The organism is Curvibacter gracilis ATCC BAA-807, from assembly GCF_000518645.1.
GTDB lineage: Bacteria > Pseudomonadota > Gammaproteobacteria > Burkholderiales > Burkholderiaceae_C > Curvibacter > Curvibacter gracilis.
This window is the reverse complement of record NZ_JADZ01000047.1, coordinates 1-21568: the sequence shown is the minus strand read 5'-3', so window position 1 is coordinate 21568 and position 21568 is coordinate 1. Positions and strand designations below refer to the sequence as shown.

Genomic DNA, 21568 nt, shown 5'->3' with positions numbered 1-21568 from the left:
GCCTCACCAAAGCGGCGCAGCACCTCATCGTAGGTGGCCAAAGCGACTTCGTTCTGGTTCAGTTGGCCTTGAGCACTGCCCTTGTTGACTAAGGCCATCGCGACCTGCTTGCGCAACGCGGGTTCGGCAGCCTCACCAAAGCGGCGCAGCACCTCATCGTAGATGACTATTTCAGCTTCGGTTTGGTTTAGTTGGCCTTGGGTAATGCCCTTGTTAACCAATGCCATCGCGACTTGCTCGCGCAGCGCAGGCTCGGCAAACTCACTAAAACGGCGCAGCACCTCATCGTAGGTGGCAATAGCGGCTTCGCTTTGGTTCAGTTGTCCTTGCGTGATACCGCGATTGATTAGCACCTTCGCAACACTGGAGGCACCGGCATTAGTAACACTTGCAGCTTTGAGCCAAAAATAGGCAGCGTCTTCCAAGGCTCCGGCGGTGTACGCGGCGTGGGCGCGAGTGTTCCAGTCGTCGAAAGAATAGCTGTCTTCGCTGGAGGCTTTCAGCTCACGGTTGCGTTGAGCAAGCACTTTTGTTGACTCGGCCAGTGCAGATGTGGTTTGGGCCCCGGTTTTGCCAAATGACTCTTGTACAGTGTTGATAGCTTTTTCGAGAACAGCAGCGCGCGCTTGAACCCCTTGCGCATGCTCATCCATTTCCACATGCAACCGAGCAGCTTTCTGCTCAATTGCTTCAATTTTTTCTCGCAACTGACTCGCCTGTTGGTCAAACCACTCTTGGGCGCTAGCTCTCGCCGCATCAGAGGCCGCCTCCTTGGCTTCCGACTTGGCATTGCGGTACCCGAGAAATCCACCCAAAACTAACAATACCGTGATGCCGACGCTCAGCAGGGTGATTAAGAGACCAAAGCGGTCAGTGCTTTGACCCAACTGCGCCAACTGGTCATCTACTCGTTTGTCAACGGCAGTGATCTGCTGGCGGACGGCCTCAATATCTTTGATTTGAAGCTCCTTTTGTGATTCCAACTTGCTTTGCTGTAATTCCTTAAAGGCACTCAGTTCGTCTCGCGAGGCAAATGTCGAGGTCTCAGTCGCTTGCGTCACAACTGTGCCCCATAGCAATAGGCAAATAGCCAGCAGCCGGATGATTGGAATCGCTCTGTTGGTTGCTTTCATAGGTTGCCGTTGTTTGAAAATTATTTGTCGCGAACGCTAACAAAGGCCATGGATTTGCCGAACTGTAGCAGAATTACCTACACGTTTTCCACCTTGGGGCCAATGTTCAAAAAAAGGGGCGCGGCAGTAGGCGCATTGAGTCCCCTTAGCCTGTGCAGCAGCAGTACTGCACCAGGTGGTTTGAATATAAATCATTTCCGCTTGAAATATTCAAGCTTTTCTTCTATCTCTCTAATTAAACGTACTAAAACACTTTCAAAACTTGACTCGGAGTCGATCAGTATTGATTTTTTTGTTTTTGCAAGAAAAACACCATCAACAAAGAAGAATAATGTCTCGTTATCATTGCTGATGAAGCCATTTTTATTGTCGATAGCAATAATTGGGCCTATCTCCCAGCGCTGCTCCAAAGGGCATAATTCAAAATTTCCCTTACTTGATTTGATTTTTAAATTTTCACTGAGGGTGTCGAAGTCTATTTCCAAAATATCTCGCAAAAATCCATCCTTCAAAAAAATTGACTTATAGTTATCAATTTCAAAAAAGGAATAAATTCTCTGTTCTTGAGGATTTGTAAATTCCTCTATCCTACGCATAACTCTAGGAATGGAGTTGTGCTTGAGGTAGTTATTTATATCGATATAAATATTATATTTTACGCCAGTGTTTGATGATGGATTGCAGTATAGAAATTTCATGCAATGATGATATTCGGATATCTTGTCATCAAAACTAAAGCGGTTATTAACTTGGTCGAATTTGAGGTCAATTCTTTTGTTTTTCAAAACTCCGTATGCGTTGAGAGTTGTTGAGATGGCATCCGCCACATAGCCAATCCAATAGTCATGCAGATTAACATGGCTGATATCCAGTCCGCATGAAGCAGACAGTCGTTCTTCAAATTTTTGTCTGAATAGATCTAATGAGAGAATCTCCTTTTCTTTTTTCTCTAGGGTGCTATTTTCTATCAAATATTTCTTTCCTATGAGGCGATACTGAATTTTTGTTATTTTTTCAACATCAATCCCAATATTTATCATGCAATGAATGCAGTAGTAGTCTATCAGTGTCGCCATTGAGTTCAAGATGGCATCATTTATAGCTTGATCCAGGATTTCTGCTTCCTTGTTGGGGTTGGAGTTTCTGAGCTTTGAAAACCTATCTACGCATGCCTTATGAGTTGATTTTCTTTTATTGACAAGTGCATAGACGCTTTTTATCTTTTGCAAGATATCCGCCTCTACATTTTTTGCTAGAAACTCTCTTTCCATTGCTAGCTCCTTATTTTATCTGTCGGAATTGAATGCTTGTTGAGGCCGTTAATTTGAAAGAAAACGGAAATCATTTGGTCTGGGATTGATTTCTATTCTCGTTTCCTGTGCTGTTGATTATTTTATACTGAATGCATGCCGGTGGTTTTATTTAAGGGTGCGAAGTCTTGTTTGTGTCTTTCCTGATTTTCGTCGATGTGCCTTCGTGCTTCTCCGCTTCTGCGGATGCGTGGGCATGCGCAGAAGCGCTTTCGAGGCAAAGCGGTAAAGCCTCCCTGATGTTTCGTTCATTCGTGGGAGTGCAACCACGACACCGCCCATTACCACCGACGAGCGCATGCGCCTGCTGTCCAACGGCCTGGGCCACGCCAGCAGCCCGTGATGCGGAATCGCTATTTCCAGCCGGTGCGACGGCTGTCGGAATACCTGCGACTGGCCGAAGACCACGGTTCGATCACTGATTGAGCGCCAATGCCAAGCGGTGCGCACTGTGTCTATTTCGGTCTGGTCTGTGACCCGTTCGGTCTGAATCGGCAGTGTTGCATCGAAGCGGTGCGTGCCAGATCGAAACAGTCATGATGCCTGGAGGGGGCTGCGGCAAGGTGACCGACGCGGCGTGCCATTGGAGTGCGTTGCCGCCGTTGCACTCGGACGATTTCAGCAACACATCGGAGTTCATCGGTCTTGACACTGCCAGTCTACGCTTTACCCATGACGTTTTGACGATGGCCCCTCGTAGCACGACGTTTCGCCGTGGCGACGCACCCCAGCACAGGGAGGTTGCCGCATGGCTGATCGCAGTGCCGAGCCGTGGTATGCCACCGCGGCCTATCTCTACGTTCTGCATATGGATGGTCCGACGCTGGCCTGGGAGTACCGTTTTCAACGTGACATTCAGTGACCAGTGCGGGCGACAGCTGACACCGAGGCAGATGACACGAACGGCTCAGATCAGCCAGTAGTAGTCCCAGGGTTAAATGGCGATACCGAACGTTTACTTCCGTATTTTGGTTGACGAGCGGGATTGAGCTCTCTGCAGCTATCTCGCATATCCAGTGCCTCATGCGTGCCAAATCTCCCTGATGGCGTACGCAAAAAGTTGTCTCAACTTTTATAGATTTGGAACAACTCGGACAGCACGATCAGTGCATGTCCGAGACCCCAACCCCTGAGATCCAGACCCGCCGCGAGGCCCTGCCACTCGCTGGCCGCCAGATGGAACTGCGCGACTTTCAGCGCTCCCAGGCGGACAGCTCCGCCCCTGAATCCTCCCCCCTCGCCACCGCGCAAATCGTCTTCACCACCGGTGCGGGCGTGAAGTGCTTTGACTGGTACCGCGACCGGGCCTATGTCGAAGAACTGGTGGTGGAAGAGGGTGCCATTCGCCTGGATCGCCTGCGCCGGGGGGCGCCGCTCCTGAACACCCACAGCCAGTGGAGCCTGGAGGCCCAGCTCGGCGTGGTTGAGAACCCCCTTATTCAAAACGGCCAGGGCACCTGCAGCGCCACCTTCTCGCGCCGTGAGTCGGTGGCTGGCTACGTGCAAGACGTGGCCGACGGAATCATCCGCAACGTCTCGGTGGGCTATGTGCGCCACCGCATCGAGATGGTGGCCCCAGCCAACGAGGGCGAGCTGTGGCGTTACCGCGTGGTCGATTGGGAGCCGTATGAGGTCTCCCTCGTCCCCATCCCCGCCGACATGGACAGCCAGATCCGCTCGGGCGCGGGCACAGCTTCTGCCCCTGGCGCCGATGGTGCCGCCCCCGCAGACCAAGCTTTCCAGCTTCGCACCTTCCCCTGCGAGTTCATCGAGACCCGCGCCCATTCCCTGCCCACGGTGGGCCTCTCCGCCGAAACCCAAACCCGAAAGGATTCCTCCATGCCTCAGAGTACTGAAGCCGGCGGCAGCACCGCCACGGCCCCCACTTCTTCGTCTTCGTCTTCTTCGTCCGCAGCCCCTGAAGGCGGAACCGTTGCCCAACGCAGCCAGGCCGATGCCTCTGCCCAAGCCGTGAGCCAGGCCGCGATTGCTGCCGCTTCAGCCGCCGCCGACATCACCGATCTCTGTGCCCGCCATGGTGTGGCCCACCTGGCCGCTGGCCTGATTCGCTCGGGCAACTCGGTCGAGCAGGCCCGCAGCTCGGTGCTCGATGAGCTGGCCCGCCGTGATGCCGCCAGCGGTGGCCACCGAAATGTCCAGGGCGGGCAGGGGGGCCAGATCCTGACCCTGCGCGACGAGATGCAAACCCGCATGGCGGGCATCGAGCAAGCCATCTTGCACCGCGTGGCCGCCCAGACCCAGCTTGACGACAACGGCCGCCAGTACCGGGGCATGAGCCTCTTGGAGCTGGGCCGCGACTTCCTGGAAGGCCACGGCGTCGGCACCCGCGGCATGGACCGCCTGACGCTCGCCACCCGCATGCTGCACTTCCGAGCCGGTGGCATGAACACCACCAGCGACTTTCCCTCGCTGTTTGCCAACGTGGCCAACAAGCGCCTGCGCAGCGCCTATGACGAAAACCCCGGCACCTACGCCCTGTGGGCCCGCCGCGCCCCCAACGCCCCGGACTTCAAGAACATCACGATCACGGCCCTGTCGGCGGCCCCCGACCTGCTGCGCACCAACGAGCACGGCGAGTTCAAGTACGGCTCGATGAAGGATGGCGCCGAGTCCTACCAGGTGCTGACCTATGGCCGCATCGTGTCCCTGTCGCGCCAGGCCATCATCAACGACGACCTGCGGGCCTTCGACCGCCTGGTGAGCGCCTTTGGCTTTGCCGCCCGCCGCCTCGAGAACCGCCTCGTCTACGCCCAGCTCACGGCCAATGCGGCGCTGTCGGACGGCACCACGCTCTTCCACGCAGACCACGGCAACCTGGGCACCGGTGCGGGTTCCGCCCTGCAGTTCACGGCCCTGTCGGCCGGACGCACCGCCATGCGCCTGCAAAAGGGCCTGGCCGGTGAAGAGCTGGGCATTGCCCCGTCTTACCTCATCGTGCCCGCCAGCCTGGAGCAGACCGCCTACCAGCTCACCAGCAGCAACTACGTGCCGGCCCGCCAGGCCGATGTGAACGAGTTCCGCAGCGGTGGCCGCACCTCGCTGGAGCCCATCGTGGAGCCCTTGCTGGACGGCAACAGCACCACCGCCTGGTACCTGGCTGCCAGCAATGCGCAGGTCGACACGGTCGAGTACTGCTACCTGGACGGCGCCGAAGGCCCGGTGATCGAGACCGAGGTGGGCTTTGAGAGCGACGGCGTCTCCTACAAGTGCCGCGAAGACTTCGCCGCCAAGGCCATTGAGCACCGCGGCCTTTACAAGGCTGCCGGCGGTTAAAGCCTCACACAGCCCGAGTCAAGCACCGCAGAGCACCACCCCAACCAACCCTCCATCCCCTCAGGAGCCCCTCCAATGAAAAACTTCATCCAGTCCGGCGACACCGTGCCCCTGCCGGCCCCCTATGCCGTCAATGGCGGCGACGGCCTGCAGGTCGGCGCACTGTTTGGCGTGGCCACCAGCGCGGCCGCAGCCGGCGCCTCGGTCGAGACCAACCTGATCGGTGTCTACGACCTCAACGCCCTGAGCGCCGATGTGGGCGCGGCCGGCACCAAGGCGTACTGGGACAACGCCAACCGGCGCGTGACGGTGACGGCCGCGGGCAACGCCCTGATCGGTGCGCTGCTGTCGCCCAAGGCCGCCAACGAGACCACGGCCCGCGTGCGCCTGAGCGGCGTCGCTGTCTGACGCGGCTCTGACCCAAACCAGATCTGACCAGGTGACCTGCGCCATGCCCAAGCCCTTCGCCCTCCTGGAGGCCCGCACTGCAGCCGCCGCTTTCCGCCGGCTGTCGAACTGTGCCGCCTCCATCGAAACCGATGGCGGGGACGTAAGGGTGGACGCCATCTTTGCCAACGGCTACGCCGCGGGCCAGGTTGGCGCCCTGGGCATGGCCTCGTCACAACCGGCACTCGCGCTGCCCACGGTCCAGGTCCCGCTCAACCCGGTGGGCCTGCGCGTGACGGTGGACGGCCAGGCCTATGTCATTGCCGATGCCCGCAACGACGGCACCGGAGAAACCCACCTGCTGCTGGAGCTGGCATGAATCAGAACCCCACCCCCGCCACCATCTTTCTTCAGGCCGTGCAAGCCATGGTCGCCACCCTGCAGGCCGCCCCTGCGGTGGCCCCCAAGGTGTACCGCACCCGGCTGCGCCTTTTGAGCCAGCAAGACAGCACCGCCGTGGTGGTGCGCCTGGCGGGCTCGGACCCCGACACCTCGGTGGGGCAGGGCGCAGTCATGGTCTGGGGCACGGCCGTCTCGGTCGAGTGCTACGCCCGCGGCAACACCCTGGCCCCGGCCGACGAGGCCGTGGACGACCTGCTGGCCCGGGTCTACACCCGACTGCAGCAGGACCCGAGCCTGGGCGGTGTGACCGGTGGAGTCACCCCCCACAGCCTGAGCGTGGACTACGACGTGGACGGTGACCAGACCGCCTGCGCCACGGTGACCCTCTTGGTGCGCCACGCCAGTGCACCGGCCTCGGTCCAGCCCTTCTGATCCCACTCCACCCCTCACTGCCCCCCACTTCCTCACTCTTTACCTTCAAAGGAAACCTTCATGGGACAAGCCATCTTCTGGAGCAACGTCGGCATCGACGTGCAAACCGGCCTGGGTGCCGCCATCACCCTGGTCAGCATCAGCAAGGCCGCCACCGGCGTGGCCAAGTACTCGGGTGCTGTTGACCCGAACGTGGGCGACATCATCTTGATGGCTGCGCAGGGCATGTACCAGGTCGACAAACGCCTGTTCCGCATTGCCAACGTGAACCCCGCGGCCAAGACCTTCGAGCTGGAGAACGAAGACACCAGCACCTACGACAGCCTGGTGGCCGGCAGCTTCCAGGTCGTCACCTTCGGCGCGAGCTTTGCCACCGTGCAAAGCGTGAACGTCTCGGGCGGTGACCCAGAGTTTGCCGACGTCACCACCATCCACGACAACGTGCGCAAGCGCGTGCCCACCATCGTGAGCCCGCTGTCGTTTGGCATGGACAACATCTTCGATCTGGCCGACCCGGGCTTTGTGGAATGCAACAAGGCCTACAAGGCCAAGAGCATGCGGGCCGTGCGATTGCGCTTTGGCACGGGCGCCAAGATGCTCTTGCTGGGCTACGTGGCCGCCGCGGGCGTCCCCACCGGCCAGGCCCAGGGCGTGGTGCAGACCAAGGTCTCGATCGAGGCCCAGAACATGCCCACGGTGTACCCGAACTGATCTGCACGCACCTCGCACGGGGGTGCCATCCCCGTGCATTCCTCCCTCCCACTGTTCCTAACTCCGCACCATGAACCCGACTGCCATTGCCTCCGCTGCTGCCACTGTTGCAACTGCTGCCGTCCCCTTCACCTTCGACCTGCCCGCCACCTTCTGGATCGACGTCACCCTGACCACGCCGGGCACCCAGCCCGACCAGGTTCTGCCGATTGAATTCAAGTACCGCACCAGAGAGGAGATGGAGGCCCTGCCTGCCGACATCGAGGGCAAGACCGATGCCGAGATCCTGGGCCTCTTGATCAACGACTGGAAGGCCCCGGGCCGGCCCTTCACGCCTGAGAACGTGCAGCTTCTGATCAGCCGCTTCCACCGCGCCCCACGCGAGATCTTCGACGCCTACCGCGACGCTCACTGGAACAGCAAGGCCCGCGCAAAAAACTAAAGGACTGCGCCCGCGTCCTGGTACGCGGAGCGCAGCCCCCCGATGAAGCCGCCGCCAGCCGCCTGGGCTTTGGCAAGCACCTCGCCCTTCTTCAGCAACTCACCGAGCCCCCGTCCCTGAATGTCTTTCCTGACAACCAGATCCCTCTGGCCATCTTCCGGCGCATGCAGTTTGCGTGGCGGGCGCTCATGGGCCCGGACGGGGCGTTGCACTTCCTGGGCATGGACTGGTCCACGCTGCACCGCTACGAGCTCGCCTATGGCCTGGACGACGCCCAGCGCATCGACCTCTTCCAGTGTTTGGAAATGCTCGAAGCGGCCTGGCTGCAAGAAATGCACGCCTTTCAATCTGAGCACCGCAAAGCCCGCGGTTCCTGAGAACGGGGTCAGTGCCACCCGTGCCGCCCGTGTCGAAGGGCTGGCCCCATGACCAACCCGAACACCACCATCATCCTGACGGCGGACGACCAGACCGCGGGCGCCCTGCAGGCCTTCACGGCTAACATGCGGGCCGCGCAAGCCCAGGCCGGGAACCTGGGCCAAGGCCTGGGCCAGGCCACGGCCCCCATGCAGCAGCTCGGGGCATCGGCCGCGCAAACGGCCGCCGCCATGCGCATGGTGCCGGCCCAGGTCACCGACATCGTGGTCAGCCTGCAGGCGGGCCAGAAGCCGCTCACGGTGCTCATGCAGCAGGGTGGTCAGCTCAAGGACATGTTCGGTGGTGTGGGCAACGCCACCAAGGCGCTGGGCACCTACATCGGCGGCCTCCTCACGCCCACCAACCTGGCCATCGCGGCGGTGGCGGGTCTGGGCCTGGCCTACTACCAGGGCAGCCAGGAAGCCTCCGCCTTCCAGAAGGCCATCACCCTCTCGGGCAATGCCGCAGGTGTGACTGCCGGCCAGATGCAGGACATGGCCCGGGGCCTGGCGGTCATGCAGGGCACGCAGTCCGCTGCATCGGCCGCTCTCATCGAGATGGCCAGCACCGGCCGGGTGGCCGGCGAGAGCCTGCAAACCTACACCCGGTCGGCGCTGGACATGGAGCGGGCCGTGGGCATCTCGGTCGCTGAGACCGCCAAGGCCTTTGCGCAGCTCGGCGAAGCCCCGCTGCAGGCCTCGCTCAAGCTGAATGAGTCGACCAATTACCTGACCGTCGCCCTGTACAAGCAGATCAAGGCCTTGGAAGACCAGGGCAGGGCGACCGATGCGGCCAAGGTCGCGCAGGATGCGTTCTCGGCCATGACCGAGCAGCGGGCCCAGACCATTCTGCAAAACCTGGGTTACATCGAGCGCGGCTGGCTGGGCATCAAAGACGCCATCAAGTGGGCCGGCGACGCCATGATGGGTCTGGGCCGCCAGCCATCCAGCTCGGACCAGATCGCCACCTTACAGGCCAATATTGCGGCTCGCCAGGAGCGCAACCGAAGCTTGGGCATTACCGACGGCAAGGAAACCCAGCAACTGCAGGCCCAGCTCGCGGCCCTGCAGGCGACAGTCGCGGGCCAGGAGGCCAATGCGCGGGCCATTGCCGAAGGCAACGAGCGCCTGAAGGCCCGGGCCGCCTTCGACACCGAACAAGCCAAGTTCTTGAGCAATGAGCTCAAGATGCGCCAGGAAATCGCCAAGGTGCAGGCCCAGTTCCAGGCGGCCGATGGCGAGATCAGCGCCAAAGAGCGCGATGCCCTGATCCAGAACATCCGCGACAAGTACAAAGAAAAATCCCCCAGCACCGCGGCCGGCGCCGGGGAGAACGAAGTCGCCCGCATCCGGGCCCTGATCAAGGAAGAAGAAACCCTCACGGCCCGCATCATGGAACGCGGCATTGAAGGCGCCAAGCTCTCCGACAGCGAGAAGCTGGTTGCCCGCATCCAGGAGGACCTCAAGACCAGCATCAGCGGTGTGGCCCGGGCCAACAAAGAGGCGGCCCTGGTCGAGGCCCAGCGCTACGTCCAGGTGCAGGCCAGCCGCACCGAACAAGAAAAACAGGCCCAGGCCGTGGCCGACTCGCAAAAGGCCTATGACGCCCTGGTGGCCGACACGAGGAAGGCTGCCGCCGCCATTGGCCAGCAAGCCAGCGAGCTGGAAGCCGCCAATGCGGTCTGGGGCAAGGGCAAGACCGCGATCGAGGAATTCCGCCTCGAGCAGATGAAGCTGAAGCTCCAGGAAGCCGACAGCAGCGACTCCTTCCGCCCTGACTACGTGGCCGAACTCCGGGCCCAGGTGGCCGAGCAAGAACGCCTGCTGACCGCCAGCCGCGTGAAGGACTACAAAACCCTGGCCCAGGCCCAGGAGGAATACACCCGCAAGGTCGAAGAAGAAGCCCTGCTGTACACCGACGAGGTGGGCCTCTTGGGCCAGACCACCCGCGAACGCGAGAAGATCGTCGCCGTGCGCAAGGTCGAGCTCGAGCTCGCCAAGCAGCTCGCGGCCGTTGATCGCTCGGGTGCCTCGGATGAGGACAAAGCCCGCCTGGTCGACCAGGCCCAGGCTGCGGCCGCCATCGCACGCTCCACGGCTCTCGCTAAGTCCGAGCTCAACACCCTCACCGACATCATCAACTCGGTGGACCACACGGCACAGTCCGTCTGGACCAATGTGTTCCAGGGCGGGCAATCGGCCTTCGAGAAGATCGGCGCCACGATCAAGGCCAGTGTGCTGGACATGCTGTACCAGCTCACCATCCGGCGCTGGGTGGTCAGCATCACGGCCAATGTGCTCGGTGGTCTGGGGGGAGGACTCGGTGGCTTGGTGGGCAGCCTCGGCGGGGGCTCCAGCGGCCTGCTCAACCTGGCGGGCACAGCCTCGAACCTGTACGGCGGGGCAAGCCTGATTGGCAGCGGCGTCGGGGCGCTCTTCGGCACCACGGCCGGCAATGCCGCCATGGGGGTCTCCATGGGCCTGGGTGCCGGGTCGTCTACTGCCGCGGCCGTCGCTGCTGCCCAGGCCGGCGGCATGGGTGCGGGCGCTGCTGGGGCTGCAGGCCTCGGCGCCTCCATCGGCTCCGCCATCCCTTACGTGGGCGCGGCCCTGGCGGCCTACTCGCTGCTCTCCGGTCTGAACGGCGGCGAGACCCGCTCCGGTGGTCAGTACGGCGTGGCCTACGACGGCCAGGTCAAAAACAACCGCCGCGACGAGACCTACACCTACGAGGGTCAGCAGTACAACCGCGACAACAGCCTGCGCTCGGATGGCACGCGCAAGGCGGTCACCAATGGCCAGGCCTACCTGCTCGAGGCCGATGGCATGGGGGACAGGGAAGACGCCACTCGAAAAGCCGTGTCCAGCACGGCCGAGAGCATCAATGCCATGCTCAAGAGCTTGGGCAGCAAGGCCTACCTCACCGACTACCACGCGGGCCTCGAGACCTCGGGCAATGGCCGCGGTGGCGTGTTTGCCGGTGGCAGCCTGAACACGGGGGTGGCCTTCGGTGAATCCGGCAAGGGCAGCAACTACTCGGGCACCCTGTATGAGACCAGCAGCACGCGCAGCCCCGACATGGCCACAGCGGTGGCCAACTTCACGCTGGACCTCAAACAGTCCACCATCCAGGCCCTGCAGGCCGCGCAAGACATCCCCCAGTCGGTGGCGGCCAAACTCAAAGACATCGATGCCGAGAAACTCAGCGACGACGAAGCCACCAAGCTCATCACCGAGATCAACAGCCAAATCGCCTCGGTCGAGGCCCTGCGCACCCTGGCCGGAGCCTTGCCGCTCAAGTCCCTCAAGGACCTCTCGTTTGATGCGGCCGACGGCCTCATCAACCTGGCCGGTGGCATTGACGCCCTGAACCAGAAGATCAGCAGCTACTACGAGAACTTCTACACCCAGGACGAAAGAAACGCCCAGACCCTGGGCAATGTGAGTGCGGCGCTGCAAAGCGTGGGCCTTTCCACCCCCAAGACCCGCGAAGCCTTCCGCGCCCTGGTTGAGGCCCAGGATCTGAGCACCGAGTCTGGGCGCAAGGCCTACGCCACGCTCATGAACGTGGCCGAAGCCTTTGCCAGCATCACCCCGAGCGCCGAGGACCTGGCCAAGGCGGCCCAAGCCAAGGCCGATGCCGACAAAGCCCAGGCTGCAGCGGACAAAGCCAAGGCGGAGGCCGACGCCAAAGCCGAAGCGGAAACCAGAAAGAAAGCCCTCCAAGCCGCCACAGACGCCGCGTATTCCTCCCTGGAACGCGCCGTCGCCGCAGAAAGGAACCGCCTGCAGGCTGCCAAGCAAGTGGCACAGGAGTCGGTCAGCACCCTGGGCGCGCTGTTCGACACCCTGAAAGGCCACGTCACCGAGCTGTACAACGCCGTGGAGGCCACCCAGGCGCAAAGCGTCCGCGCGGGTCTGCAGTTCATCGACCAGGCGCTCGGGACGGCCCGCAGCACGGGCTATCTGCCCGACGCCACCAGCCTGAGCGACGCCATCACGGCCGCGCGGTCTGGCCTGGACTCCAGCCAGTTCGGCTCGGCATTCGAGCAGCAGCGGGCCCAGCTCACGCTGGCGGGCAAACTCGCCGAGCTCAAGGATCTCACGGGCACGCAAAAGACCCTGGCCGAGCAGCAGCTCGCCACGGCCGAGGACCAACTCGCCAGCCTGGACAAGATCCTGTCGAACGCCAAAGACCAGGTGGATGCCCTGCGCGGCATTGACACCAGCGTGCTCAGCGTGGGCCTGGCCCTGGAGAAGCTGGCCGGTGCTTTGCTCGGCGAACAGGATGGCAGCGCCTCGGCCACGAAGCCCGGGGTGCAGGTCACAAATCCTGGGGCGCAGTTCACGGTGGGCGGTGGGGGCTCCGGTAGCGGTGCAGGCGGTGCCTCCTCGGGCACTTCGTCCGGTGGCTCCACTGTCGGCGGCGGCGGTGGTGGAGCCACAACCCCCTCCACCAAGTACAGCCGTGAGGTGAACCTGGGCGCCGGGGCCTTCTCGGTGGGTGTCACCGACCCCGCGGAGATCTCGCGCCTGGACAGCCTCGCCACCCTCGCGCAGCAGTTCACCGGCACGGGCAATGTGAAGGGTCTGCTCGAGGCCACGCAGGCCAGCGGCGCCACCTTGAGCGACCTGGCCACCGTGGCGGGCTTCCGCTACGAAGACCTGCTCCGGGCCGCGGAATCGGTGGGTGTGCCGCGCTTTGCGGTGGGCACCAACTACGTGCCCCAAGACATGCTGGCCCTGATCCATGAGGGCGAGGCCATCGTGCCCAAAGCGTACAACCCCGCCGCGCACGCGCTACCTCAAACGAATGGCGCCACCGCCGAACTGCTCACCCGCTTGATCGCCGAGGTCCAAGCCCTGCGGGCCCAGACCGCCCAGCTCGAAGCCCAGGCTCGGCGCACCGCGGACGCCACCAACGGCAACCCCGAAGGCGGGGCCGTGCCCATGGCCCTGGTGGAGGACCACACCCAATGAAGGCGGTTCTGCAATGAATATCCTCGTCCCTCTGACCATCACCGAGGCCATGCTGGCCGACTGCAACATTGCCGAGCCTGCAGTCGGCGAAGTCGAATGGGTCTCAGGCGCCGCCTGCGCCCTGGGTGATCGCCGCATCCGCAAAGCCACGCACCGGGTTTACGAATGCGTTAAAGCGGTGCCTGCCGGCCGCACAGCGCTGCCCGAGGTCGATTCCGAGTACTGGCTCGATGCGGGCCCTACGGCTCGCTGGGCAGCGTTTGACACCGAAGTCAGCACCCAGGGCCGCATCGCATCACCCCTGACCTATGTGCTGCGCCCGGGCTTCTTCAATGCGATTGCCTGCTACGGCCTGGACGGCGCCACGCTGTCGGTCACCGTCAAAGACAAGCCGGCGGGCACCGTGGTCTTCAGCAAGACCCTCGTCCTGCAGGAAGACCCACTCGATTGGTACGACTGGGCCTTCGGTGCCATCAAGCCCCTCACGCGCTGCCTGATCCGTGACCTGGTGCCGTACCCCGATGCGGAGCTGACCCTCACCCTCACGGCGCCGGCCGGTGGCGTGGTGGGCGCGGGCATGGTGGTGCTGGGGGACCTGGTGCCCCTGGTCAATGCCGACACCTGGGGCGGCACTCAGCCAGGCGCCACGGCCGAGCCCGTGACGTACTCGTACATCAAGACCGACGACTACGGCGGCACCTCGATCAAACGCCGCCGCTCGGCCACCGACATGCGCTTCAAGCTGATCTTGCCGCGCGAGCAGGCCGACTACGTGCTCTCTGTGGTGCAAAGGGTGCTCGATGTGCCCGCGGCCTGGTTCGCGACGGACGCCGCCGGCTTCGTCGGCCTCAACGTCTTTGGTCTGGGCAGTGGCTCCATGAGCTACGACAACGCCCAGACCGCCACCTTCAGCGGCTATGTGAAAGGAATGGTCTGAATGCCATTGGTTAATCCCCCAACCCTTGATGACCTCCCGGCCACGCCGGATCGGGCCGATCGAACGAGCTTTGCGGTGCGCTGCACGACCCTCTTCGATCACCTCAAAAACACCAGCGTGGCCCAGTGGCGTGCGGCCCTGACCTGGATGAACGCTGCTGCCTCAGCCGCCGCCCAAAGCGTGCAGGATGCCGCCTCCCAGGCTTCTCTGTCAGGTCAGCGGGCCGATGCAGCCGCGGCCAGCGCCTCAGCGGCCGCCAACACCCTGGCCGCGGCCCAGGCCGCCCTGGGGGCGGTCAAGTGGGTGCCAGGCGCCTACGCCTCGGGCGCCTGCGCCTGGAGCCCCATCAATGGCCAGCTCTACCGCACCCGGGCCGCGATCGCCAACAGCACGGTCGACCCCATCAACGACCCCACGAATTGGTTCTCGCTGGGTCTGATGTCGTTGCCCATCCAGCAGGTGACCAATACGGGCGGCAGCTTCTATGGTGCGGCCAATGGTGGCCTGAACACGATCAACGAGATCACGCTGGCCGGGGCCTGCGCCAAGTACCTGCCCCAGAACCCGGCCAACGGCGATGTGTGCGTGGTCGTGGTGGCCAATGGCCGCGCGGACAACAGCCTGTTGGTGAACCCCAACAACCCGATCCCCCTGCAGGTTGGCACTGTCATGGTCACTGACTTCCTGGTGCTGGGCATTCCGCCTGGGGCCGTCACCTTCAAATTCTTCTCCAGCTCCAACGTGTGGAGGTATATGTAATGGCGTCTCTTCCTGATCTGCTCGGTGGCAGCACCAAGCAATACCGTTCCATCCTGGCCCTGCAGGTGACAAGCAGCCAAACCCTTGTGGCGCCTTGCGACGGCCTGGTCGACCTGTCCGTGATTGGCGGCGGTGGCTCGGGCGGGCTCTATGTTCAGACCGGCATGGCCCCCACGGCCGCGTTCGGGGGCGGTGCCGGTGGTTTTGCCCGGCGCCTCTCCAGAATCAAAAAGGGCGACGTCATCGTCGTGACCATCGGGGCGGGTGGGGCGTACGTGACCAACGCGAATGCAGCTGGGAACAGCGGTGGCGCCTCCTCCATCGTGATCGCGGCCCAGGCTGTGAACATGGTGGCCAACGGGGGCACGGGCGGGTACATCTACTCGGGCACTGGGGTCGCGCTCGCGGGCGCACCGGGCGGCTCGGCCACGGGCGGCCAGATCAACTCGGCGGGCGGGCGCGGCGGCGGCATCCTCAACACCAACTGGACCGGGCAACAGGTGGCCACGGGCGGCGGTGGGGTGAACCTGTTCGGTGGAGCGGACCAGACCGCCACGGCAGGCGGGGACATCGTGTTTGCCATCGCCACCGTGGCGTCCTGGGTGGCCAGCGGTGGGGGCGGGGTGTTCTCTGCCGGCCAGGCCATGAACAACGGCTCCCTGTCCCAAGGCGGCAATGGTGGCAGTGGCTTCACGCTGTACAGCAGCGCGACCCACCAGGCGGACCTCGTTGCGAATTGGGGGCTGGTGCCGCTGCCTGTCGGGGGCGGGGGCACTGGTGGGTACAGCAGCGGCGGATCGTATTCCGCGGGCAGTGCTGCGGGCGACGGTGGCGGTAGCGGTGGGGTCAATCTGCAGACAAACAGCACGCCAGGCGGGTTCTCGGTGGCGGCGGCTGGAGCCTTCGGTGGGGGCGGTGCGATCTCGGGGTCTCCTGGGGGCGGCAGCGTGGCGTATGCCAGCGGCGGCACCTGGGGCGGTGGTGGTGGTGGGCTGTCCAGTGGCCAGGGCCTGACGGCACCGAATTGCCGCAGCGGCGCTGGCGGTAGCGGCTTGGCGTTCCTTCGCTTCTTTGCGGATCTCACCCCCTGATCCCCCTGGACCTCATGACCCCTTGAAGGCACAACCATGCGACACCTCTACAACCTCCTGGGCGCCGACGGCGCCATCCTGAACACCGTGGTGGCCGACGATGCGTTTGTCACCGAACACCATGCGGGGCGCTTCGAGCTGCTCGGGCCCGCGCCCGACGACCCGGCGGTGGCTGTGCCCCGGCACGTCGCGGTGGGCAGCTTCTTTGACCGCTTCGGCCCCGCCAAATGGGCCATCCTGGCCGACCCGAGCCCTGCTGTTCAGGCCCTGGTCAAGGACTGCTCGGTGCGGGGCTTCATCGACCTGGACCGGGCTGATCTGCCCGCGGCCTTGGCCTTGCTGGTGCAGGCCGGCCACGCGGTCGACGCGGACCAGATCCTGGGCGCTCCGGTGCAAGCGGGAGAACGGCCATGAAGCAAAAGGCGTCTCAACGGGTGTACCTCCTGATGCTGCTGCCCGTGGTGGCCCTGGCGCCTCTGGCCGCCTTGGTGCGCTACCTCTGGGCCGTGGCCACGAACCCGGGCCGGGCCTGGGGCATTGCCCGGGCATTCGATCGGGTGTTCAACGTGGCGGCCAACGGCGACGAGCGCGAGACCGTGAGCAGCCGGGCGGCCCGGGCGCGGGACGAGGGCAGGGCCTGGGGTTGCGTGCTGTGCCGGCTGCTGGACCGGCTCGATGCCGGCCACTGTGACCAGGCCAAGGGGGTGTGATGCTGGACGAGCAAACCTTGCCCCTGGCGCCTGAAGCGGCGAACACGGACCCTCTGCAAGTCACCCCACCCACCGAAGCCCAGCGCCTGGCGGCCGTCGAGGCCGAGCTCCAAACCATCCGAGCTCGCCTGGCCACCGGTGACGAGACCATGGCGAGCCTGAGGGCCGACCTGGCCGAGAACACCAGCGCCACGATCCGCACCGAGTCCAACACGGCCGAGATCGTGGAGTTCTTCATGGCCATGAAGGGCGCCTTCAAGGTCCTGAACTGGATCGGTGCCCTGGCCAAGCCCATCACCGCGCTGGTGGCGCTCGCTGCCGTCACCTGGGGCGCCTTCCTGACCATCAAAACAGGGACCCCACCCAAATGAACGACCTTCTCAAGAAACGCCTGATCCAGGCCGCCAGCGGTGGCGCCATTGCTCTCGCTGGTGTGCTGGCCACCTGGTACGAGGGCCGGCGGCTCACGCCTTACCGTGACCCGGTGGGCATCCTGACGGTGTGCGAGGGCATCACCGGCAAGGACGTGGTGCCGGGCAAGACCTATACGCCAGCCGAGTGCGATGCCCTGCGCGACAAGCACCTGCGCATCGCAGATGCCGCCGTCTCGCGCCAGATCCGGGTGCCGCTCACGCCCTGGCAGCGGGCCGCTCTGATCGACTTCACCTACAACCTGGGCGAAGAGGCGCTCGCTGGGTCGACCCTGGCCAGGCTCTTCAATGCGGGGCAGGCCCAGGCCGGGTGCGAGCAGCTCTCGCGCTGGGTCAAGGCCCGGGTGCAGGGCGAGCTGGTGACCCTGCGCGGGCTGGTGGACCGGCGCGGGGCGGAGCTCGAGGTCTGCCTGGGCCAACTGCAGGAGGTGGCGAATGCCGGTGCTCGCTAGATTCAAAAGCGCCTCCCTTCAGGTCCTGGTGCTCGCGTTGGCCAGCACCGCGGCCGTTCAAACCTGGCGCCTTCATGGCGCCCAGCTCGAGGCGGCCGAAGCCAAGACCCAGCAAGCCAAGCAGCAGGCCGAGGGTGAACGCCTGGCTCGCGTGGCCTCAGAAACCAACCGTCAATTGGAGCGGCAATACCGTGATCAAGTCTCTGAAATCGAAACCCGGGCCCAGGCCGATCTGGCGCAGTCGCGTGTGGCTGTGGACCGTGCCCGTGATGCTGGCCAGCGGCTGCAGCGCGAACTTGCCAGTTACATCGAGCGTCAGCGTGCCAACGCCTCAGCGGCCACCATTGCCGGCCAGTGCCAGGCAGACACAGGCCCCGCCGTCGATCTGCTTGCCGAGTTGTTCAGACGCGCTGATGAAAGAGCGGGAGAGCTGGCGGCAATTGCTGATGAAGCCCGAGTGAAAGGGCGGGCCTGTGAGGCCGCCTATGACGCAGTGAATCAAGCCGGGGACCAGCCGGTGGAGGTGCACACCTCCCCCTGATCCCCAGAAAAAAGAACAGGGCGAACGGTTGGAGTGATTGGAGCCACCCCGACCGAACGCCGAACCCACAGATCGCGCCTGTGAGCCCAGCCCAAGTCCCTGCCCACCTGTACAGGCGGGGCGAGTGTAAACGAAGCTTTGGAGCCCACAATGGCAACCCCCATCATCCCCTGGCTCGGTGGCAAGCGCCGCCTGGCCGATATCCTGATCCCGCGCTTCCCAGCGCACACCTGTTACGTCGAGGTCTTCGCGGGCGGAGCCGCGCTGTACTTCTTGCGCCCACCGGCAGAAGTGGAGGTGATCAACGACGTCAATGGCGAACTGGTCAACCTGTACCGTGTGGTGAAGCACCACCTCGAGGAGTTCGTGCGCCAGTTCAAATGGGCACTCTCCAGCCGCGACATGTTCAAGTGGCTTCAGGACACCCCGCCTGAGACCATGACCGACCTGCAACGGGCGGCCCGGTTCTACTACCTGCAGCACCATGCCTTCGGAGGCAAGGTGCAAGGCCAGACCTGGGGCACGGCCACCACGGCCCCACCCTTGAATCTGCTGCGCATCGAAGAAAACCTGAGTGCGGCGCACCTGCGCTTGTCCAGCACCTACATCGAGCGCCTGGACTGGCAGCAGTGCATCAAGCGCTACGACCGGCCGCACACCTTGTTTTACATGGACCCGCCGTACTGGCAGACCGAGGGGTATGGGGTGCCGTTTGAGTGGGCTCAGTACGAGGCCATGGCCCAACTGATGCGCGAGATCAAGGGCAAGGCCATCTTGAGCATCAATGACCACCCGGACATCCGGCGCTGCTTTGAAGGGCTGCAGATGGAGGTGGTGCCGATTACCTACCAGGTGGGTGGTGGGGCCAAGGGGGTGGAGAGGAACGAGCTGATCATTTACAGCTGGGATCGGAAGGGGGAGCCGGTGGGGTTGTTTTAGGGGCGGAATGGAATCCGCCTCTTTTTGGGGTTCTGCTGAGTGACTGAACACGGCCCGGATCAGCGCTTACTGTTGTTCTACCCGGGGTCCGGTACAGGCTGAAGGGAATCAAGAGGTAGAAAACAGTGCCTGTCGCAGTTAGCACCGCAATCAATGGCGCCCGCTTGACTCTCGTGCGTTCATGGAATCAACTTTTTGAGGTTTCTGTCAGTGTGCGCGATTTCTTTGGAAAACGCCTCCGTCGAATTGGCCGCTAGCGATCGATAGATTCTTAGCGCCTCTTCAAAATGCTGGCGGGCCTCTGCGTTGCGGCGTTCGATGCTGTTGAGCACGCCCAGGTTGTAGAGCGTCATGGCGACATCCGACAGGTAGACTGCTGGGTTACTGCGGGCCAGTTCTCGGTACAGCTTGAGTGCCTCTTCGAACTGCTGGTGGGCCTCTGCGTTGCGGCGTTCGATGCTGTTGAGCGCGCCCAGGTTGTTGAACGTGAGGGCCACATACGGCAGGTACACCCCCGGGGTATTGCGGGCCAGTTCGCGGTACAGCTTGAGTGCCTCTTCGAAATGCTGGCGAGCCTCGGCGTTGCGATTTTGGTCGCTGCTGAAAATGCCCAGGTTGTTGAGCGTCGAGGCCAAATGCGGAAGGTGCACCGCCGGATCGGTGTGGGCCAGTTCGCGTTGCAGGGAGAGTGCCTCTTCAAACCGCTGGCGGGCCTCGGTGTGGCGGTTTTCGGCGCGGCTGAGAAGGCCCAGATTGTCGAGCGTTTTGGCCACCTCTGGCAGGTACTCCGAGGGGTTGGTGCGGGCCTGTTCGCGATGCAGCTTGAGCACCTCTTCGAATTGCTGGCGGGCCTCGGCGTGGCGGTTTTCGATGCCGTTGAGCACGCCCAAGTTGTGAGGTTGCCCCTGAAAATCGGAGTGCATAACCGGTCTTCAAGCGGCAGATTTTTGCTGCGCCGCCAACCAGCGTTTTTCGTACTGCATAGGGCTCATGTAGCCCAATGTCGAATGTAGTCGGGAATGGTTGTAGAACCCGATCCATTCCAAAATCACCTGCCTTGCTTGAGCTCTGGTCGCGAATTTTTGACCATGAACACACGCTGTTTTCAAATGTCCCCAAAGGCTCTCGGTAGGGGCGTTATCCCAGCAATTCCCCTTGCGACTCATTGAACTGACAATGCCCCGGCCCTTGAGTGTCCGTTGGAAATCATCGCTGCAATATTGACTGCCCCTATCGCTGTGAAAGATCAGGCCCCTGGCAGGTCGGCGACGCCAACAGGCCATCAGCAACGCATCCTTGACCAGGCTAGTTTGCATGTGCGTTTGCAGGCTCCAGCCCACCACCTGACGACTGTGCAGGTCCAGCACTGCTGCCAGGTACAGCCACCCCTCGTCCGTGGCGATATACGTGATGTCGCCGCTCCACAGTTGGTTGGGTGCTGGTGGAGTGAACTGTCGCTGGACCAAATCGGCTGCCACCGGCAAACGGTGTCTGCTATCGGTGGTGACCACGAATTTGCGCTTCGTCTTAGCTCGGATGCCGTGTTGTTGCATCAGCTTGCGTACCCGGTCTTTGCCGACTCGGATGCCCCTGACTGACAGCTCCTTGTGCATGCGTGGCCAGCCATATTCACCCTTGACCTCGGCATGGATGGCTCGCATATGGGCGAGCACAGCCTCGTCGCTGTGAAACCGCGTGGGCCCATCGTGGCCACTCTTGCCAGCCCGGTCCCAACTGAAATATCCACTGGGGCTGACTTGCAGGACCTCGCACATCAGCGTGATCGGCCAGCGTTGCCTCATCGATTGAATCCAGGCGTACTTTGCAGCACATCCTGTGCAAAGTACGCCGCCGCTTTTTTTGCAATATCTCGCTCCATCTTCAGGCGTGCAACTTCTGCCTTCAGTCGGGCAATCTCTGCCTGTTCAGGGCTCACCACTGCTGCGGGCTTGCCATCTGCCGATACCCCAAGCTGCCCCTTTGCGTCTGCCCGAACCCAGTTGGTCAAGCTAGCGCTGGGCATGCCCAAGGTCTTTGCCACCACGGAGGCTGGTCGTCCGGCCTTGACTTGCCTGACAGCTTCTTGCTTGAACTCCAAGGTGTACTTGGCTCTGCTCATCACTCCAGCGTTCATCTCTTCTGTCCTTTCCCGGCATTCTCCGGGCTGAGCTATGAACTCCGAAATTCGAGGGCAACCTCAT

Annotated in this window: 21 protein-coding genes and 1 pseudogene; 18 read left to right on the top strand and 4 right to left on the bottom strand. The window is 62.8% G+C overall.

Annotation, left to right across the window (positions count from 1 at the left end; all coding sequences use genetic code 11):
* Together L880_RS0124575 and L880_RS35905 are read right to left on the bottom strand one after the other, a co-directional pair.
* Positions 1-1133: tetratricopeptide repeat protein (locus tag L880_RS0124575; protein WP_027477903.1), on the bottom strand; the 1133-nt coding region annotated here is incomplete at its 3' end.
* Positions 1134-1324: 191 nt separating this feature from the next.
* The gene (locus tag L880_RS35905) at positions 1325-2404 is read right to left on the bottom strand and encodes a hypothetical protein (protein WP_157463059.1); all 1080 of its coding nucleotides are present in this window, start codon (positions 2402-2404) and stop codon (positions 1325-1327) included.
* Positions 2405-2764: 360 nt separating this feature from the next.
* Here L880_RS35905 and L880_RS36165 point away from each other — a divergent pair.
* From L880_RS36165 to L880_RS0124485, 18 genes and pseudogenes are all read left to right on the top strand, one after another.
* Positions 2765-2869, top strand: a pseudogene (locus L880_RS36165) (DUF2958 domain-containing protein); the annotation flags it as partial.
* Between the two features lie 684 nt (positions 2870-3553).
* Positions 3554-5737, top strand: a complete 2184-nt coding sequence (locus L880_RS33505; protein ID WP_051443585.1) for a prohead protease/major capsid protein fusion protein — start codon at positions 3554-3556, stop codon at positions 5735-5737.
* 75 nt (positions 5738-5812) lie between these two features.
* Positions 5813-6145, top strand: a complete 333-nt coding sequence (locus tag L880_RS0124565) for a DUF2190 family protein (RefSeq protein ID WP_019578332.1) — start codon at positions 5813-5815, stop codon at positions 6143-6145.
* Positions 6146-6188: 43 nt separating this feature from the next.
* The gene (locus tag L880_RS0124560; protein WP_027477902.1) at positions 6189-6503 is read left to right on the top strand and encodes a head-tail joining protein; all 315 of its coding nucleotides are present in this window, start codon (positions 6189-6191) and stop codon (positions 6501-6503) included.
* Complete coding sequence (locus L880_RS0124555) at positions 6500-6958, top strand: hypothetical protein (RefSeq protein ID WP_027477901.1); 459 nt, start codon at positions 6500-6502, stop codon at positions 6956-6958. Before L880_RS0124560 ends, L880_RS0124555 begins: the two co-directional genes overlap by 4 nt.
* Before the next feature lie 60 nt (positions 6959-7018).
* Positions 7019-7669 carry a phage tail tube protein gene (locus L880_RS0124550; protein ID WP_019578291.1) on the top strand — a complete coding sequence of 217 codons (651 nt, stop codon included), beginning with the start codon at positions 7019-7021 and terminating at the stop codon, positions 7667-7669.
* Between the two features lie 70 nt (positions 7670-7739).
* A complete protein-coding gene (locus L880_RS0124545) occupies positions 7740-8111 on the top strand; it encodes a phage tail assembly chaperone (protein ID WP_027477900.1) in 372 nt (123 codons plus the stop codon).
* Positions 8112-8275: 164 nt separating this feature from the next.
* Positions 8276-8488, top strand: a complete 213-nt coding sequence (locus tag L880_RS0124535) for a DUF1799 domain-containing protein (protein WP_027477899.1) — start codon at positions 8276-8278, stop codon at positions 8486-8488.
* 48 nt (positions 8489-8536) lie between these two features.
* Positions 8537-13507, top strand: a complete 4971-nt coding sequence (locus L880_RS34585; RefSeq protein WP_027477898.1) for a phage tail length tape measure family protein — start codon at positions 8537-8539, stop codon at positions 13505-13507.
* A gap of 13 nt (positions 13508-13520) precedes the next feature.
* Complete coding sequence (locus L880_RS0124525; RefSeq protein WP_027477897.1) at positions 13521-14444, top strand: hypothetical protein; 924 nt, start codon at positions 13521-13523, stop codon at positions 14442-14444.
* Positions 14445-14519: 75 nt separating this feature from the next.
* Complete coding sequence (locus L880_RS34580) at positions 14520-15203, top strand: hypothetical protein (protein WP_027477896.1); 684 nt, start codon at positions 14520-14522, stop codon at positions 15201-15203.
* Entirely contained in the window at positions 15203-16294 is a 1092-nt protein-coding gene (locus tag L880_RS0124515) for a glycine-rich domain-containing protein (protein ID WP_027477895.1), read from the top strand. The genes L880_RS34580 and L880_RS0124515 overlap by 1 nt, the downstream gene beginning before the upstream one ends.
* A gap of 36 nt (positions 16295-16330) precedes the next feature.
* Positions 16331-16708, top strand: coding sequence for a hypothetical protein (locus tag L880_RS0124510; RefSeq protein ID WP_027477894.1), 378 nt, complete (start codon positions 16331-16333; stop codon positions 16706-16708).
* Complete coding sequence (locus L880_RS0124505) at positions 16705-17004, top strand: hypothetical protein (protein ID WP_043330533.1); 300 nt, start codon at positions 16705-16707, stop codon at positions 17002-17004. Before L880_RS0124510 ends, L880_RS0124505 begins: the two co-directional genes overlap by 4 nt.
* Positions 17004-17375, top strand: a complete 372-nt coding sequence (locus tag L880_RS0124500) for a hypothetical protein (RefSeq protein ID WP_084461646.1) — start codon at positions 17004-17006, stop codon at positions 17373-17375. The genes L880_RS0124505 and L880_RS0124500 overlap by 1 nt, the downstream gene beginning before the upstream one ends.
* Entirely contained in the window at positions 17372-17887 is a 516-nt protein-coding gene (locus tag L880_RS0124495) for a lysozyme (protein WP_027477892.1), read from the top strand. The genes L880_RS0124500 and L880_RS0124495 overlap by 4 nt, the downstream gene beginning before the upstream one ends.
* Positions 17871-18428, top strand: coding sequence for a DUF2514 family protein (locus L880_RS0124490; RefSeq protein WP_043330530.1), 558 nt, complete (start codon positions 17871-17873; stop codon positions 18426-18428). The genes L880_RS0124495 and L880_RS0124490 overlap by 17 nt, the downstream gene beginning before the upstream one ends.
* Positions 18429-18578: 150 nt before the next feature.
* Positions 18579-19367: a DNA adenine methylase gene (locus L880_RS0124485; protein WP_027477890.1), complete on the top strand. Its 789-nt coding sequence runs from the start codon at positions 18579-18581 to the stop codon at positions 19365-19367.
* 179 nt (positions 19368-19546) lie between these two features.
* Here L880_RS0124485 and L880_RS0124480 read toward each other — a convergent pair whose 3' ends face one another.
* Both L880_RS0124480 and L880_RS0124475 read right to left on the bottom strand, forming a co-directional pair.
* Entirely contained in the window at positions 19547-20290 is a 744-nt protein-coding gene (locus L880_RS0124480) for a tetratricopeptide repeat protein (protein ID WP_027477889.1), read from the bottom strand.
* A gap of 9 nt (positions 20291-20299) precedes the next feature.
* Positions 20300-21486 (bottom strand): IS3 family transposase gene (locus L880_RS0124475; protein WP_425389181.1). Its coding sequence is split into 2 segments (ribosomal slippage): positions 20300-21231 and positions 21231-21486, totalling 1188 coding nucleotides; the frame shifts between segments, so codons are not numbered across the junction.
* Positions 21487-21568 lie beyond the last annotated feature (82 nt).

What these genes read in the sequence shown, in the direction of transcription:
- L880_RS0124485 (WP_027477890.1), top strand. Translation starts at nt 18,579, where the DNA reads ATGGCAACCCCCATCATCCCCTGGCTCGGTGGCAAGCGCCGCCTGGCC.
- L880_RS34585 (WP_027477898.1), top strand. Translation starts at nt 8,537, where the DNA reads ATGACCAACCCGAACACCACCATCATCCTGACGGCGGACGACCAGACC.
- L880_RS0124495 (WP_027477892.1), top strand. Translation starts at nt 17,372, where the DNA reads ATGAACGACCTTCTCAAGAAACGCCTGATCCAGGCCGCCAGCGGTGGC.
- L880_RS35905 (WP_157463059.1), bottom strand. Translation starts at nt 2,404, where the DNA reads ATGGAAAGAGAGTTTCTAGCAAAAAATGTAGAGGCGGATATCTTGCAA.
- L880_RS0124505 (WP_043330533.1), top strand. Translation starts at nt 16,705, where the DNA reads ATGAAGCAAAAGGCGTCTCAACGGGTGTACCTCCTGATGCTGCTGCCC.
- L880_RS0124555 (WP_027477901.1), top strand. Translation starts at nt 6,500, where the DNA reads ATGAATCAGAACCCCACCCCCGCCACCATCTTTCTTCAGGCCGTGCAA.
- L880_RS0124510 (WP_027477894.1), top strand. Translation starts at nt 16,331, where the DNA reads ATGCGACACCTCTACAACCTCCTGGGCGCCGACGGCGCCATCCTGAAC.
- L880_RS0124550 (WP_019578291.1), top strand. Translation starts at nt 7,019, where the DNA reads ATGGGACAAGCCATCTTCTGGAGCAACGTCGGCATCGACGTGCAAACC.
- L880_RS0124490 (WP_043330530.1), top strand. Translation starts at nt 17,871, where the DNA reads ATGCCGGTGCTCGCTAGATTCAAAAGCGCCTCCCTTCAGGTCCTGGTG.
- L880_RS0124525 (WP_027477897.1), top strand. Translation starts at nt 13,521, where the DNA reads ATGAATATCCTCGTCCCTCTGACCATCACCGAGGCCATGCTGGCCGAC.
- L880_RS0124565 (WP_019578332.1), top strand. Translation starts at nt 5,813, where the DNA reads ATGAAAAACTTCATCCAGTCCGGCGACACCGTGCCCCTGCCGGCCCCC.
- L880_RS0124545 (WP_027477900.1), top strand. Translation starts at nt 7,740, where the DNA reads ATGAACCCGACTGCCATTGCCTCCGCTGCTGCCACTGTTGCAACTGCT.
- L880_RS0124500 (WP_084461646.1), top strand. Translation starts at nt 17,004, where the DNA reads ATGCTGGACGAGCAAACCTTGCCCCTGGCGCCTGAAGCGGCGAACACG.
- L880_RS33505 (WP_051443585.1), top strand. Translation starts at nt 3,554, where the DNA reads ATGTCCGAGACCCCAACCCCTGAGATCCAGACCCGCCGCGAGGCCCTG.
- L880_RS0124535 (WP_027477899.1), top strand. Translation starts at nt 8,276, where the DNA reads ATGCAGTTTGCGTGGCGGGCGCTCATGGGCCCGGACGGGGCGTTGCAC.
- L880_RS0124515 (WP_027477895.1), top strand. Translation starts at nt 15,203, where the DNA reads ATGGCGTCTCTTCCTGATCTGCTCGGTGGCAGCACCAAGCAATACCGT.
- L880_RS0124560 (WP_027477902.1), top strand. Translation starts at nt 6,189, where the DNA reads ATGCCCAAGCCCTTCGCCCTCCTGGAGGCCCGCACTGCAGCCGCCGCT.
- L880_RS0124480 (WP_027477889.1), bottom strand. Translation starts at nt 20,290, where the DNA reads ATGCACTCCGATTTTCAGGGGCAACCTCACAACTTGGGCGTGCTCAAC.